The sequence below is a fragment of the Exiguobacterium sp. AB2 genome, from assembly GCF_000696055.1.
In the GTDB taxonomy this organism is placed as follows: domain Bacteria; phylum Bacillota; class Bacilli; order Exiguobacteriales; family Exiguobacteriaceae; genus Exiguobacterium; species Exiguobacterium alkaliphilum.
This window is the reverse complement of the sequence record NZ_JNAA01000104.1, coordinates 1-13,104: the sequence shown is the minus strand read 5'-3', so window position 1 is coordinate 13,104 and position 13,104 is coordinate 1. Positions and strand designations below refer to the sequence as shown.

General features: G+C 54.4%; 17 protein-coding genes. 5 read left to right on the top strand and 12 right to left on the bottom strand.

The window, feature by feature from the left end:
- The 5 genes from DI14_RS12595 to argC all read right to left on the bottom strand — a co-directional run.
- A partial coding sequence (locus DI14_RS12595) for a carbamoyl phosphate synthase small subunit (RefSeq protein WP_034809086.1) occupies positions 1-731 on the bottom strand: 731 nt, incomplete at its 3' end.
- Positions 728-1,873: an acetylornithine transaminase gene (locus DI14_RS12590; protein WP_034809084.1), complete on the bottom strand. Its 1,146-nt coding sequence runs from the start codon at positions 1,871-1,873 to the stop codon at positions 728-730. The genes DI14_RS12595 and DI14_RS12590, both read right to left, overlap by 4 nt.
- Positions 1,833-2,612 (bottom strand): acetylglutamate kinase, encoded by a 780-nt coding sequence (gene argB, locus DI14_RS12585; protein WP_034809081.1) that lies wholly within the window; start codon positions 2,610-2,612, stop codon positions 1,833-1,835. Before argB ends, DI14_RS12590 begins: the two co-directional genes overlap by 41 nt.
- On the bottom strand, positions 2,609-3,826 hold the full coding sequence (gene argJ, locus DI14_RS12580) for a bifunctional glutamate N-acetyltransferase/amino-acid acetyltransferase ArgJ (protein ID WP_034809078.1): 1,218 nt from the start codon (positions 3,824-3,826) through the stop codon (positions 2,609-2,611). Before argJ ends, argB begins: the two co-directional genes overlap by 4 nt.
- 10 nt (positions 3,827-3,836) lie before the next feature.
- Entirely contained in the window at positions 3,837-4,862 is a 1,026-nt protein-coding gene (gene argC, locus DI14_RS12575; protein WP_034809076.1) for an N-acetyl-gamma-glutamyl-phosphate reductase, read from the bottom strand.
- 172 nt (positions 4,863-5,034) lie between these two features.
- Here argC and DI14_RS12570 point away from each other — a divergent pair, with 172 nt between their 5' ends.
- Positions 5,035-5,487 carry a YusW family protein gene (locus DI14_RS12570; RefSeq protein WP_051622722.1) on the top strand — a complete coding sequence of 151 codons (453 nt, stop codon included), beginning with the start codon at positions 5,035-5,037 and terminating at the stop codon, positions 5,485-5,487.
- A gap of 35 nt (positions 5,488-5,522) precedes the next feature.
- Here the strand turns inward: DI14_RS12570 and DI14_RS12565 are convergent, their stop codons facing one another.
- Genes DI14_RS12565 through DI14_RS12555 form a run of 3 tightly spaced genes read right to left on the bottom strand, consistent with a single transcriptional unit; the run spans position 5,523 to position 6,625 of the window.
- The gene (locus tag DI14_RS12565) at positions 5,523-5,840 is read right to left on the bottom strand and encodes a hypothetical protein (protein WP_034809073.1); all 318 of its coding nucleotides are present in this window, start codon (positions 5,838-5,840) and stop codon (positions 5,523-5,525) included.
- Between the two features lie 34 nt (positions 5,841-5,874).
- A complete protein-coding gene (locus tag DI14_RS12560; RefSeq protein ID WP_235193469.1) occupies positions 5,875-6,357 on the bottom strand; it encodes a hypothetical protein in 483 nt (160 codons plus the stop codon).
- A complete protein-coding gene (locus DI14_RS12555; RefSeq protein ID WP_034809067.1) occupies positions 6,350-6,625 on the bottom strand; it encodes a 4a-hydroxytetrahydrobiopterin dehydratase in 276 nt (91 codons plus the stop codon). Before DI14_RS12555 ends, DI14_RS12560 begins: the two co-directional genes overlap by 8 nt.
- A gap of 139 nt (positions 6,626-6,764) precedes the next feature.
- Between DI14_RS12555 and DI14_RS12550 the strand changes: the two genes are divergently transcribed.
- A complete protein-coding gene (locus DI14_RS12550; protein ID WP_034809064.1) occupies positions 6,765-7,298 on the top strand; it encodes a cysteine hydrolase family protein in 534 nt (177 codons plus the stop codon).
- Positions 7,299-7,322: 24 nt separating this feature from the next.
- The gene (locus tag DI14_RS12545) at positions 7,323-8,768 is read left to right on the top strand and encodes a nicotinate phosphoribosyltransferase (RefSeq protein ID WP_034809062.1); all 1,446 of its coding nucleotides are present in this window, start codon (positions 7,323-7,325) and stop codon (positions 8,766-8,768) included.
- A gap of 33 nt (positions 8,769-8,801) precedes the next feature.
- Here DI14_RS12545 and DI14_RS12540 read toward each other — a convergent pair whose 3' ends face one another.
- Positions 8,802-9,104, bottom strand: coding sequence for a hypothetical protein (locus DI14_RS12540; protein WP_034809061.1), 303 nt, complete (start codon positions 9,102-9,104; stop codon positions 8,802-8,804).
- A gap of 114 nt (positions 9,105-9,218) precedes the next feature.
- Here DI14_RS12540 and DI14_RS12535 point away from each other — a divergent pair, with 114 nt between their 5' ends.
- Entirely contained in the window at positions 9,219-9,692 is a 474-nt protein-coding gene (locus DI14_RS12535) for a YwpF family protein (protein ID WP_034809058.1), read from the top strand.
- A 75-nt stretch (positions 9,693-9,767) separates the two neighbouring features.
- Here DI14_RS12535 and DI14_RS12530 read toward each other — a convergent pair whose 3' ends face one another.
- From DI14_RS12530 to DI14_RS12520, 3 genes are all read right to left on the bottom strand, one after another.
- Positions 9,768-10,244 (bottom strand): DUF456 domain-containing protein, encoded by a 477-nt coding sequence (locus DI14_RS12530; protein WP_034809057.1) that lies wholly within the window; start codon positions 10,242-10,244, stop codon positions 9,768-9,770.
- Between the two features lie 10 nt (positions 10,245-10,254).
- A complete protein-coding gene (locus DI14_RS12525) occupies positions 10,255-10,854 on the bottom strand; it encodes a histidine phosphatase family protein (RefSeq protein ID WP_034809056.1) in 600 nt (199 codons plus the stop codon).
- Positions 10,855-10,921: 67 nt separating this feature from the next.
- Positions 10,922-11,857, bottom strand: a complete 936-nt coding sequence (locus DI14_RS12520) for an alpha/beta hydrolase (RefSeq protein ID WP_034809054.1) — start codon at positions 11,855-11,857, stop codon at positions 10,922-10,924.
- A 173-nt stretch (positions 11,858-12,030) separates the two neighbouring features.
- Between DI14_RS12520 and DI14_RS12515 the strand changes: the two genes are divergently transcribed.
- The gene (locus tag DI14_RS12515) at positions 12,031-13,077 is read left to right on the top strand and encodes a metal ABC transporter solute-binding protein, Zn/Mn family (RefSeq protein WP_034809053.1); all 1,047 of its coding nucleotides are present in this window, start codon (positions 12,031-12,033) and stop codon (positions 13,075-13,077) included.
- Positions 13,078-13,104: the final 27 nt, after the last annotated feature.

Below are 13,104 nucleotides of genomic sequence, written 5' to 3'. Positions count from 1 at the left end.
GAGAATGCGATGAGTTGATGTCCCATACAAATCCCAAGCGTCGGATAGCGAAGCGCCACCTCGCGGATCGTCTCAATCCGGTCCATCAAATCACGCGGGTCGCCCGGTCCGTTCGAGACGAGCACCCCGTCCGGTTTCAAACGATGAATCGCTTCCGCCGGCGTAACGTATGGTACGGTCGTGACGCCATAGCCGCGTGCGAGCATCGCCTCGACCATCGACGACTTCACCCCGAAGTCGAGACAGACGATGTGTCCTTTTTGATTCGTTCCGAGTCGGACCGGCTTCGCGGTCGTGACCGTCTCCGTGATTTGTAAGAAGTCGCCTTCGACGTGCCCGCCCGAATTCGTCGCCAGGAGCCCCCACTGATCCCCTTCCTCGCGGAGCGTATGGACGAGCGTGCGCGTATCAATTCCAGACAAGACGGGAATTCCCGCTTGTTCCAACCAGTCTTTTAATTCGTTTGACCGTCCGTTTCCTGCGAGCGTCTGGACGATGACGCCAGCCACTTGGATATCCGCACTTTCAGACGCATCGGCCTCGAGACCATATTGTCCGACGAGCGGATACGTGAAGACGATGACTTGTCCGGCGTACGACGGGTCCGTCAACACTTCTTGATACCCGGTCATCCCGGTGAAAAAGACGACTTCCCCTTTACCGAGCCGGGCGCTCGTCTCCCATGTCCCGTGAAACGTCATCCCGTTTTGTAACGTCAATGTCCCGTTCATTGCACCAGCTCCTTTGTGACGACCTGTTCGATGATGGCGAGCGCCTCATCGATTTCTTGTTGACTGACGAGAAGTGACGGCAAGAACCGAATCACATCCGGTCCGGCCGCGACGACAAGGAGCCCTGCATCCCGTAGTCGATTGATCAAATCGGCCACTGGTTTTGTTGCGACGAGACCGAGCATGAGCCCGAGTCCGCACACGTCAATGAACGTGTCCCCATCGACGAAACGCTCAAGGCCCGACTTGAAGTATGCGCCCATCGCTTGGACGTGAGCCAGCGCCGCATCCTCGAATAACACATCGAGCGTCGCCTCGGCCGCGGCCATGGCGAGCGGGTTGCCGCCAAACGTCGACCCGTGGCTACCGGCTTCAAATACGGCTTCTGCCCCAGGTGCCGTTACGAGCGCACCGACAGGGAAACCGCTCCCGAGCCCTTTCGCGAGCGTCACGACGTCCGGCTTGAGCGGAGTCTGTTCGAACGCGTATCGGGTGCCGGTTCGGGCGATCCCGGTCTGCACCTCATCGATCACCACTTTGACCCCATGTTCATTTGCTTTCGCTTGCAATGCCGCGAACCATGCGACGTCACCGACGACGACGCCACCTTCCCCTTGGACGACTTCGAGCCAGACGGCCGCCGTCTCGTCATCGATGAAGTCGAGTGCCGCGCTGTCGTTGAACGGTGCATGGACGAAGTCCGGCACCATCGGCCCGAAACCGGCCTTCACTTTGTCTTGCCCGGTCGCCCCGAGCATCGCGAACGTCCGGCCGTGAAACGATTTCGTGAACGAGACGATTTTCTTCTTGCCCGTCCATTTCCGAATCAGCTTGAACGCCGCCTCGTTCGCCTCTGTCCCGCTGTTACAGAAGAAGGCGCGCGTCAAATGTGTACCGGCGACGAGTTTCTCCGCCACACGTTCCTGCCCGCTAATCGCATATAGATTGGACGTATGCCAAACGTTGCCAAGTTGTGCCTCGATCTTTTCAAGGACGGCAGGATGGCGATGTCCGGTGTTACAGACGGCGATGCCCATGACGAAATCGAGGTACCGTTTGCCCGTCGTGTCCGTCACGTACGATCCGTCTGCCTGTTTAATCTCAATGGCTCGTTGCCCATATGTGGGAAGTAGTGCGCTCATCATGTCCCTCCTTTAGTTGTGTCCCGGTTGCTGTCGGGTTGTTCCCGTCTCGAATGATGGCGAGCGCGACACCACCGCTTAGCGCAGAGCGAAGTGCCTCTGTTTTTGGAATCATGCCCCCATAAATGTCTCCCGATTCAATGGCTTGTTGCATCTCGTTTACGGTCAACGTCTCATGGAACGTACCGTTAACACGAATGCCGGGCACGTCGGTGATCATCTCGAAGTGATCGGCTTGAAGCGCACAAGCGACGGCGACAGCACAATCATCCCCGTTACAGTTCAGGGCGCCGTCTGTTCCGAACAGAATCGACGTCACGACCGGCACGTAGTGGTTTTGAACGAGTAGCTCAATCAACGACACATCAACGGTCTCGACTTCACCGACGGCCCCGAGTTCTTTGATTTGACGCCCAGTGAGCATCCGTCCGTCGACACCCGATAATCCGACCGCATTCATATCAGACCGACCGAGCGCCGTCACGATTTCCGTTTGCATCTCCCCCGCGAGGACACGTGTCGCCCCGGTCAACACGTCCTCCGTTGTCACGCGACGTCCGTTTTGAAAGACGGGCTTGATTTGTTGGCTCTCACAGTAAGCCGACAATCTCGGTCCCCCACCGTGCAATAAGATCAATTCATTTCCGGCTTCGACCCAGTTCTTCCACTCCGTCATATAATCCGGGTGTAGCGTGTCCCAGACGCTCCCGCCGAGCTTGACGACTTTCCGCACGCTCATGTCCGGTAACTCGCATTGATTTTGACGTAATCGTACGTAAGGTCGCAGCCATAGGCACTACCTGTCCCCGTTCCGTCGTTTAAGTCGATTCGGATGGCGACGATGTCTTGCCCCATCTCCGTTGAGGCGAGTGTCTCGTCGAACCAGACCGGCACACTTTTCGATAAGACGAGTTGAGAGCCGATCTGGATGTCGACCCGACCGACGTCAATCGGTTCTTTCGTCGCCCCGACAGCTGCGATGATACGTCCCCAGTTCGCATCTTTACCATAGACCGCTGTCTTCACAAGCGAGGATCCGACGACCTGTTTCGCGATGATGCGAGCCGTCTCGTCCGTCTTCGCCCCGACGACGTTCACTTCAATTAGCGTCGTCGCACCTTCCCCGTCACGTGCGATTTGTTTGGCGAGGTTCGTGCAAACGTCCGTCAACGCTGTTGTGAATTGATGATACGCTTCCGTTCCTACCTTGATTTCTTCTGTGTCGGAAGCGCCGCTCGCCATGACGAGCACCATGTCATTCGTCGAACTGTCCCCGTCGACGGTAATGTTATTGAACGAGGCGTCAACGCTTTGTTTCAGTGCGATGTGTAACAATTCTGGCGCGATGACGGCATCGGTTGTCACGAACCCGAGCATCGTCGCCATGTTCGGATGAATCATACCGGAGCCTTTGGCGACCCCGGCGACCGTCACGAACGTCTCTCCGTCTGCGTAACGGACCCCGGTCGTCTTCACTCCGGTGTCTGTCGTCAAAATTGCTTCAGCGAACGCCTCGGCCTGTGCCGCATCCGACTCAGGCGTCAACAATTCGATTCCGGCTAAAAGCGTGTCCATCGGTAACAGTTGCCCGATGACCCCAGTCGAAGCGATCGCGACTTCATCAGCTTCAATCCCTAAATGCGCGGCTGCTTTCGCTCGCATCGCATAGGCGTCCGTCAATCCTTGGTCGCCGGTGCAGGCGTTCGCATTCCCGCTGTTGACGAGGACGGCGCGAATCTTTCCGCTTGATGCTTGTAGCGTCTGTTTCGTCACTTGAATTGGTGCCGCTTGAAATTGATTGGTCGTGTAGACGGCCGCCGCGCTCGCTAGTTGTTCACAGACGAGCAGCGCCAAGTCTTTGCGTTTTCGTTTCAATCCGGCATGTACGCCTGTCGCGTGAAACCCTTTCGGTGAGACGAGACTCACCGGTGGACTCATCGTTAAATCGGTCATTCGATCCCTCCTATATGTATTGTGGTTGGGCGCTTAGCCCGAGCGCTTCATTGAATCCGAACCGGACGTTGACGTTTTGAATCGCCTGTCCAGCTGCCCCTTTTTGCATATTGTCAATGACCGAGACGATGGTGAGCCGTCCGGTCCGGTCGTCTTTATACACCCAGAGATCACAATAGTTCGACCCGACGGCCGTCCGAATCTCAGGCTCCCCTTGCTGCACGCGAATGAACGGCTCTTGTCTGTACGCACGACTCAATAGATCAATCCATTCCGTTTCCGTCTGATCAATCGTCGGGACGACATGCATCGTCGCCATGATGCCGCGGTTGATCGGTAAGAGGTGCGTGGAAAGCGAGACGGTCGCCTCAACGCCTGTCATTTGGTGAATCGTCTGTTCAATCTCTGGGATGTGTTGATGCGTGTGAATCTTGTATAGCTGTACGTTCTCATTCGAGCGAGCGTGATGCGTCTTCGTGCTCAAGGCTTTGCCGGCACCGGTGATGCCCGAGCAGGCCGAGACGATCACCTCGTCCGGCTCAATCAATCCGTCTGTCAGAAACGGCAGGAGACCGAGCGACACGGCCGTCGCGTAACAGCCAGGGTTTGAGATCCAGCTCGCCGTCCGCACGGATTCACGGTTCCATTCCGTTAACCCGTAAACGGCCTTCGCCTGTGTGTCGGCATGGACAGGCGCTTTGCCGTACCACGTCGCGTACACCTCACCCGTAAGGCGCAAGTCACCGCTCAAGTCGACGACGACGCCTTCGAACGCGTCCAGCTGTTCAATGTATCGAGCCGACACCCCGCTCGGCGTCGCGAGGAACAAGACGTCAAGCTGGTTCAACTTCTCCGGTTTGAACGGTTCGAGCGTCAACGCGCCCGTCTCCATCCACGGATACAAGTCAGAGAGGCGCAGCCCCGCACTCGAGTCACTCATCACGCACGTCACTTGTAAGCGCGGATGCGCCGAAATCAATTTCAATAGTTCCATGCCGGCGTATCCCGTCACACCGACGATTCCACACGTGATCATCTGTCGTACCTCCTCAAAAGAATAATCCGATTAAACCATACGTATATTTATACTGTCAATTGTATTTTTATACAAAGTGTACAAAGCGATGTGGAATCGGTCGAATGACGAATAGTTTTTTCACGTTAGGGGAATGGAAAAATTATGCGAAACATAGAGGAAGAATTTGTTGATGAAACGTTTGAAATGGACACTACCGATCACGGCATCACTCTTTTTGATTACAGGATGCGGCTCGTCTGACGAAGTCACGAACCAACCGAGTGACGCACCGGTCGAAGACGAGGCGAATACGGAGAACAACTCCATGTATACGTTCGACAAGTTCGAACTTGAAGTCGACTATACGGACGTTGATGACGCCATCAAAGTCGATTATGAGGTTGAGAACAACTCGACCGAGGCTTCGTATGAACGGAAAGAGGATGACCAGAACTTGCGCGGGGACGAAGCGATGCAAGAACTCGATCCGGTCTTCGGTCAATTGAACTTCGACCAAGACACACCGGACGAGGAAGTGTTGAATCAAATCAAGGCAGCGTTTAACATCGCGGACGATGCTGAAAAAATCGAGGCGGACGTCACGTTCACGGACGGAACCGAGAAAGAATATAAGCAAGAATAACAAATGGCCAAGCGGAGTCCGCTTGGCCATACGTATTAGAGTTGGTTTTTGTGACGTGCCTCTTGAAGCGCGTCCATCAAATCTTTGACGTCTTCCACGAGGTTTTGGATCGTGTCTTGGTTCTCTTCATAGAGCGCCTTCAAATCCATGACACGGTCTTTCAAGCTACCTTTCGGTGACGCTTGCAAGCCGACCGAATGCGCTTGTGTCGATGTGTCCGCTGACTTCACGCGTGATTTTAAGCCTTTCAACTGACGAACTTGTTGCTCGCGTGTCTCGCGATGGAGAAGTGACGCACCTGCTCCGATGATGGCTCCAGCGGCCATACCCATCCAAAAGTAGTTCTTGTTCATTAAAAATCCTCCCCTAACGTGACGTTATCTTTTATTATAGGTTATCCGCTTCCGTGACGACATAGTGTTTTATAATCGGACCTGCACCTTTTTGTTCGACGGCATCTTTCAGCCATTCTTGAAATAGGACATAGTCTGTCGAGTCACGGAACTTGTTGCCGGCCTCGGCGAATTGGATGAGCACGATGCCGTGATTGTCGTCCGGGTCGACGCCGAGACGATACGCCGTGAAGCCATCGTGCCCGGCCCCAAGACGTGATTTTTCAGTTAACAGGCGATGAAACAAGAGCGAGCGTGCATTCGAGTCGACGGGGACGTTCGCATAGACAATATTCCCTTTCGACGCGAATTGTCCTTCCGCTTCTTCGATGCGGAACGCCTTTCCGCTTTGGAACGGGGACTTGTCCCCTTCCGCGAGTAAAATCGTCTCATTGCCGCTCGCGACGAGCACGTCCGGGTTTTCCCGGAACCGGTCGGCGACGCTACCAGAGGCGAACGTCATATACAGGTTAGACAAGTTCCTCACACCCTTTCGCGAGCATGATGTCTTTCTCCGTGATGCCCCCTTCGTCGTGCGTTGACACGGTGAGCGTGACGTTACGATACTCGATTAAGATGTTCGGATGATGATCGAGCGACTCGGCCAAGTCGGCGACGAGATGCACGAATTGAATCGCCTCCGGGAACGTGTCGAGACGATACGTCTTCTGGAGCTCCCCTTCGACGACTTCCCACCCGTTCAAGCGCGACAATTGTTCCGATAGTTCGGTAGATGACAACAGCATCGGTCCATTCCCCTTTCGCTTACAGTTCTACTTACACCTACTACCCGACACAGGCGAAAAATAATCTTTTTCGCATCATGCAAAATGATTTAGAATAAGAAGGATAGCCAACTATTTTGCACTCGAGAGGAGACCTCCTATGCGCGCATTGATCGTCATTGACTACACGTTCGATTTTATCGCAGACACGGGTCGTTTGACTTGTGGAAAACCCGGGCAAGACATAGAAGAACGAATCGTTCAGTTGATCGAGGCGTTTTCGCCCGAAGATTACGTCGTCATCGCGAACGATGTGCACGACGCCGGTGACACGTATCACCCGGAAACGACACTCTTCCCGCCCCACAATATCCGCGGGACGGAAGGGCGTGACCTATACGGCACCGTCAAAAAAGCAGCTGAACAGGCCGACCATTGGATCGATAAGACGCGATACAGCGCCTTCGCCGGGACCGACCTCGACCTTCGTCTACGGGAACGAGGCATCACCGAAATCCATCTCGTCGGTGTGTGTACCGACATTTGCGTCTTGCATACAGCGGTAGACGCCTACAACCTCGGCTACAAGATGGTCATCCACGCGGACGCCGTCCAAAGCTTCAACCCGATCGGCCATGAATGGGCGCTCGAACATTTTGTCACGACACTCGGAGCGACCGTTACCGGGAAGTGACACGAAATCAGAAAGGAATTCACTATGTTACATCGGAATTTAGCGCTTCACACGGACCTGTACCTCCCACGTTGGATGTACATCTACTGGAAACAAGGACGTCACAATGAAAAAGTCGTCTTCGATTTATACTATCGCTCGAACCCGTTCAGCGGCGGCTACGTCGTCTTTGCCGGGTTACAAAACATCGTCCACTACTTGGAGAACGTCTCGTTCACCGAGGAAGACATCACTTATTTGAAAGAGCAGCTCGACTTCGAGGACGAGTTCGCGGACGTACTGCGTAACTTCAAATTCACGGGCTCACTCTACAGCGTCCGTGAAGGGGAGATTATCTTCCCGCACGAACAAGTCGTCCGAATCGAGTCGACCATCTTTGAGGCGAAACTGTTCCAGACGGCGTTCTTGAACATCGCCAACCATGAATCGCTCATCGCGACGAAATACGCCCGGATTCGCCAAGCGGCACCGAACGAGACGTTGCTCGAAGGCGGCGCTCGCCGTGCCCAAGGAGTCGACGCCGCGTATTATGGCACACGGGCCGCATATATCGCCGGGTTTGACGTGACGAGTCTCGTTTCGGCCGGCCGTGATTTCGATGTACCGACCGGCGGGACGATGGAACATGCCGATATCCAATTCCACGACGATGAATTGACGGCGTTCCGCTCGTTCGCCTCGATGTACCCGGACAACACGAGCCTGTTGATTGACACGTACGACACGCTCAAGTCGGGACTCCCGAACGCGATTACCGTCGCGAAAGAACTCGAGGCAAACGGATACCGCTTGAAATCGGTCCGCCTCGACTCCGGTGACTTGGCCTACTTGTCGAAACGGGCCCGGAAGGCACTCAACGAAGCGGGTCTTGACTACGTCAAAATCGTCGTCTCCGGCGACCTGGACGAATACGTCATCCAAGACTTACGGATGCAAGGGGCCGAGGCCGACACGTTTCTCGTCGGGACGCGTGGCATCACCGCCTACGAGCAACCGGCCCTCGGCATGGTGTATAAACTCGTCGCCCGCGAAGACAAAGACGGCACGTTGAAGCCGGTCATCAAAGTGTCCTCTTCGAAAGTGAAGACGACGACCCCACACAAGAAAGAACTGTATCGCATCATCGACAACGAAACGAAGAAATTCAAAGGTGACTATATCGCCTTGTCGGATGAGCCGGTCGAGACGTATTCCGAGATCGACCTCATCGACGTGCGCGACCCGGCGTTCAAAATCAAGACACGCAACTTCAGCGTCAAGCGCTTGCTCGAACCGATCTTCTTAGACGGCGAGCGCGTCTATACGCTCCCGAGCGCGAAAGAGATTCGTGACTATCACCGTGAGCAGATGAACGGCTTATGGGAAGAGTACAAGCGACTCCGTCTGCCGGAAGTATATTCGGTGACGTTCAGCAAACCGTTATGGGACTTGAAACTCGAGATGATTCGCCAGACGCGGATCCCGAAATAAAAGAAGGCTGTGGGCACGCCCACAGCCTTCTTTTCACGCGGTCGTCATCTCGCGCGCATGGTGTTGATCTTCTTTTCTCCGAAAGTAAAGCGCCACAGAAAGAGAAATCAAAATCAAGATGAAATAGACGGTCCGTTGCCAAAACGTCGCCTCCGTATCCCCTTGGAACAAAGCGATAATATAGTCACTTCCGCTCAACAGGAACAGCCCTGATAGCAAGAGGAAGATGCGATAGCCGGCCCGACTACGTTGTTGTTTTACTTTGAAGAAAAGGACACCATAATAGACGATGGCCAGTATCGCGAAATATCCGATAACCCCTACAACCCAACTCATTCTGATGCCTCCTCCTTTACTCACGAACCTTGTTACTCCCACGTTATCGTAACACATCTTCACAGGCGGACTATGTTAAGATGTTCTAAAGAAACCGTGGAAGGGATTGATTCGATGAAAACGTTTCGCCTCGTCCAAGTCCGCCTCGTCCAAGACGAATACGGCAACGAGTTGAACCTCCCGATTGAGCTCGTCGACGGACTGATTATCTCGAAAGAACACGATAACGAATGGTTGCTCGAGATGCTCGTCCCGACCGAGTTCGCCGTGACGCTCCATCACTATTTAAACAAGCGGATGTTGCTCCTCGCCGAGGCAGTCATCACATCCCCCGCGAACCGCCCGGCGGCCATCGCGTTGACGTTCACAAGTGAACGCTCGCTCTCGAACCACCATACGTTCGTCGCGGAAGGCTTGATGTTACTACCGAAACAAGACCCGACGAAGCAAGTGCTCGATTCGCTCATCGCCGACGGGGTGACGGGCAGCGACTTGAAGCCTTCTTTCTTCGAGAAACAAGTCGAGCATCAGCAAACATTCAGCCGCTCCGCCTTCAATCAGCTCGTCAAGACAGGGTCGTTCGAATAATCGGACGGTCCTGCTTTTCTTTCCCCGTTTTATTTACATCCTCAACCCAATAAGACGAAGAAAATCTCTTCGTCTTCAAATGTAGATGAAAAACAAGATGACCATCATCGTCATCCCGACGACTTTCAAAAGCGTACTGCCTAAAAAGGCGAGGACGGTCCCGACGCCGATGCTCCAAGCTTCCCGCGTCGACTTGCCAAGCGTGAGTTCGGCCAGGAACGCGAAGATGAACGGGAAGATAAGTACACCGACGAGCGGAAAGATGAACGGGCCGGCAATCAGCCCGATCGTCGCCCCCCATTTCGCCCGCTCGGAACCGCCCCGTTTATCGACTGTCGCTCGCGTGACGATATAATCGACGGCGAACAAGAAGACGAGGAAGACGATTTGCCATAGCCAAAACGTCCATGTGAGCGGCTCGAACGAGAACCCGAACCCGTAAATCAAGTATCCGATGAATAAGAACAATACGCTCGGGATGACCGGATAAATCAGCCCAATGAACGCGACGACGAATGATGCGATGATGAATATCCAGAGCAGTGTCGACATATGCCTCTCCTCACTTCACAGCGATTTCGTTGGAAATATGGTCGGCCACGTTCACCGCTTTGACGATGAAGCGTCCGTCCTTGTGTTCGATATAGTTCGAGCAAGCGTTACGCATCGCATGACGGAACGTATACGTCTCGTCGATGGCCGACAGCGCCGCCTTGATGGCATGGGAATGACAGACGACGATGACACGTTTCCCTTCATACGTCTTGACGAGATGTTCCATCCCCTCAAGCACACGGGTCCGCATCTCATCTTCTGATTCAAGACCGGGCACACGCGTCTGGTCGTCCGCTTGTACCGCTTCATAGATACCCGGTACCGGTTGCCCCGAAGCCGCTCCGAATTCACGTTCGATGAATCGTGCGTCCGTGATGATTTCGGCCGGGTCAAAGCCGCACGCCTCGGCGATATATTGGGCCGTGTCGACGGCGCGGACTAATGGACTCGCGACGATGACGTCCCATGCTTCTTGACTTAAAAAGGCTGCGCTCTCTTCGGCTTGCCGATGCCCGAGCGCGTTGAGCGGGATATCTTCCCGTCCTTGAATGATTTCATTAAAATTCCAATCGGTCTGACCATGTCGGACCAAACAAAGCTCTGTCACGCCAGTCACTCCTTTTTGTTCTCTAAAACCATGTCCCATCGTACCATCTTTTCAGAAAAGTGCAACGTCACGTGAGCGCGTCGTCGATGAAGCGATCGATGCGGTTCATCAGTTTCTCTTCTTTGATCGGATTGTCGGATTGGAGAAAGCTCGCTAAGGAGTGGGTACCGTTCGGGAATGAGATGAGCTGGACGTTCGCGCCGACTTCGCTCGCATGTTCGACGAAATGAAGCGCTTGTCCGAACGGGACGATTGGGTCTTTTTTGCCGTGCAACAGTAAAATCGGTGGCGCGTCATCGTAAAGATGTGTCACCGGGGAACATTTCACCATCAACTCGCGCCACTCTTCTCGGCTACCTTCATAGAACTTCAGGTGGGCGATCCACGTCTGGATGAACTTGAACAACAGGAAGTTCGTCGGCGGATAGAGCGCGATCACGCCTTTGACCGGCGGGACGTCGGCGCCGAGGTTCCCGATAAACTGCTTCTCCCGATCGAGTGCCGTCGCAAGCATCAATGCGGCCCCGGCCGAGTCGCCCCAGACAATCAATTTGTCGACATCGAGGTTGAGCAGGCTATCGTGTTGCTTCAAATAATTGAGCGCGTCCGACACGTCGACGATGTTGTCCGGAAAATACACCCCGTCTTCAAACAGACGATAATCGATACTGACGACAGCGAAGCCTTTCGTTAAAAAATGATCGAGCAACGGATGGAACAACGTCACCATCCCACGGTTGCCACGAACGAACGCCCCTCCGTGTGCGTAGACGGCGACAGGGAACGGACCATCCCCCGTCGGATAATATACGTCAAATTGGAGCGGGCGGTCATCGATGATTTTATACGTGTGTGTTCGCCGCTTGCGGGTCGAGGCCCGAACTGGAAGTTCGGGTTCTTGCCAACGCACGAGGGAACCGTACTGATTCCACACGGTGGCACCGGCCGCAGTCGCCGCCGCGAGGGCGGCCCCGCCGACGAACCAGGCGGTCTCCTTTCTCATATACATCCACTCCTCGTTCTTTTTTTAATCATATTCCCTTTTTGTGAAAAAATCATCCATCGGAAGTCGGACTTGACGTGCATGAATCTGCCACCTATAATATAAGGCGCAATCACAGAACGTAACCGTTACGGTTTAATGGTTCAATAGAGAGAGGACAGGTGGAGAATCACATGAATAAAAAGTTACTTAGTGTCGCCGCTGCCGGGACACTGTTTTTAGGCGGATGTGCCAATAATGGAGACAGCAACGCAGCGGAGGAGGCGAACGATCAGTTGACCGTTTACGCGTCGACGTTCGCCTTGAAGTCGATCGCAGAAGAAATCGGTGGCGACCGTGTCCGTGTCGAGATGGTCATCCCGCCTGGCGCAGACCCACACACGTACGAACCGACGTCACGTCAAATGACACAAATCGCCGAAGCGGACTTGTTCTTGACGGTCGGACACGACCTCGAGCCTTACGTCGAGTCGATGGAGAAGAGCCTCGCGAACGAGAACGTCACGTTCGTCAAAACAGCCGAAGACGTCTCGTTACTTGATGCTGACAAGACGGTCCACGTTCACGGCGAAGACGAACATGCTCATGAAGAGGATGAGCACGGCCACGAGGAAGATGAACATGCCCATGAAGAGGACGAGCACGGCCACGAGGAAGATGAGCATGGACATGAAGCAGAAGATGCACACGGGCATAGCCACGGTCAATACGACCCACACGTCTGGCTCGACCCGATGAACGCCGTCTCGATGGCAGAAGCGGTCGAGGCTTCATTCGCCGATCAGGCACCAGACTATAAGGACGAGTTCGCCGACCGGTTGAGCGCCTTCAAAGCAGAAGCAGAGACGCTCGATGCCGAGTTACAAGCAGCCGTCGACGCCGGATCGAAGAAGCAACTTCTCGTCACACATGCGGCCTACGGCTATCTTGCGGAGCGTTATGGCTTCGAGCAACTCCCGATCGCCGGATTGACCCCGTCTGAAGAGCCGTCTCAACAAGCGTTGAAGCGCGTCATCGAAGAAGCGCGTGCCCACGACTTGACGCATATCGCCTTCGAAGACACGGTGACGCCGAAAGTCGCGGAAGTCGTGAAAAACGAGATCGGCGCCGAAGCAGTGACGATTTACAACTTGGAGTCTGTCACGAAAGAACAGATGGAACAAAGCTATTTCGACTTGATGCGTGAAAACGTCAAAGCACTCGAAATCGCGTTGAAGTAACACGAAAGAACGCTCGGTGCCTGAGGC

Bases quoted from the DNA above. Each gene is read 5' to 3' on its own strand.
- DI14_RS12520 (WP_034809054.1), bottom strand. From the start codon at position 11,857: ATGAGAAAGGAGACCGCCTGGTTCGTCGGCGGGGCCGCCCTCGCGGCG.
- DI14_RS12540 (WP_034809061.1), bottom strand. From the start codon at position 9,104: ATGAGTTGGGTTGTAGGGGTTATCGGATATTTCGCGATACTGGCCATC.
- DI14_RS12535 (WP_034809058.1), top strand. From the start codon at position 9,219: ATGAAAACGTTTCGCCTCGTCCAAGTCCGCCTCGTCCAAGACGAATAC.
- DI14_RS12565 (WP_034809073.1), bottom strand. From the start codon at position 5,840: ATGAACAAGAACTACTTTTGGATGGGTATGGCCGCTGGAGCCATCATC.
- DI14_RS12545 (WP_034809062.1), top strand. From the start codon at position 7,323: ATGTTACATCGGAATTTAGCGCTTCACACGGACCTGTACCTCCCACGT.
- argC (WP_034809076.1), bottom strand. From the start codon at position 4,862: ATGATCACGTGTGGAATCGTCGGTGTGACGGGATACGCCGGCATGGAA.
- DI14_RS12530 (WP_034809057.1), bottom strand. From the start codon at position 10,244: ATGTCGACACTGCTCTGGATATTCATCATCGCATCATTCGTCGTCGCG.
- argJ (WP_034809078.1), bottom strand. From the start codon at position 3,826: ATGACCGATTTAACGATGAGTCCACCGGTGAGTCTCGTCTCACCGAAA.
- argB (WP_034809081.1), bottom strand. From the start codon at position 2,612: ATGAGCGTGCGGAAAGTCGTCAAGCTCGGCGGGAGCGTCTGGGACACG.
- DI14_RS12555 (WP_034809067.1), bottom strand. From the start codon at position 6,625: ATGCTGTTGTCATCTACCGAACTATCGGAACAATTGTCGCGCTTGAAC.
- DI14_RS12515 (WP_034809053.1), top strand. From the start codon at position 12,031: ATGAATAAAAAGTTACTTAGTGTCGCCGCTGCCGGGACACTGTTTTTA.
- DI14_RS12570 (WP_051622722.1), top strand. From the start codon at position 5,035: ATGAAACGTTTGAAATGGACACTACCGATCACGGCATCACTCTTTTTG.
- DI14_RS12590 (WP_034809084.1), bottom strand. From the start codon at position 1,873: ATGAGCGCACTACTTCCCACATATGGGCAACGAGCCATTGAGATTAAA.
- DI14_RS12550 (WP_034809064.1), top strand. From the start codon at position 6,765: ATGCGCGCATTGATCGTCATTGACTACACGTTCGATTTTATCGCAGAC.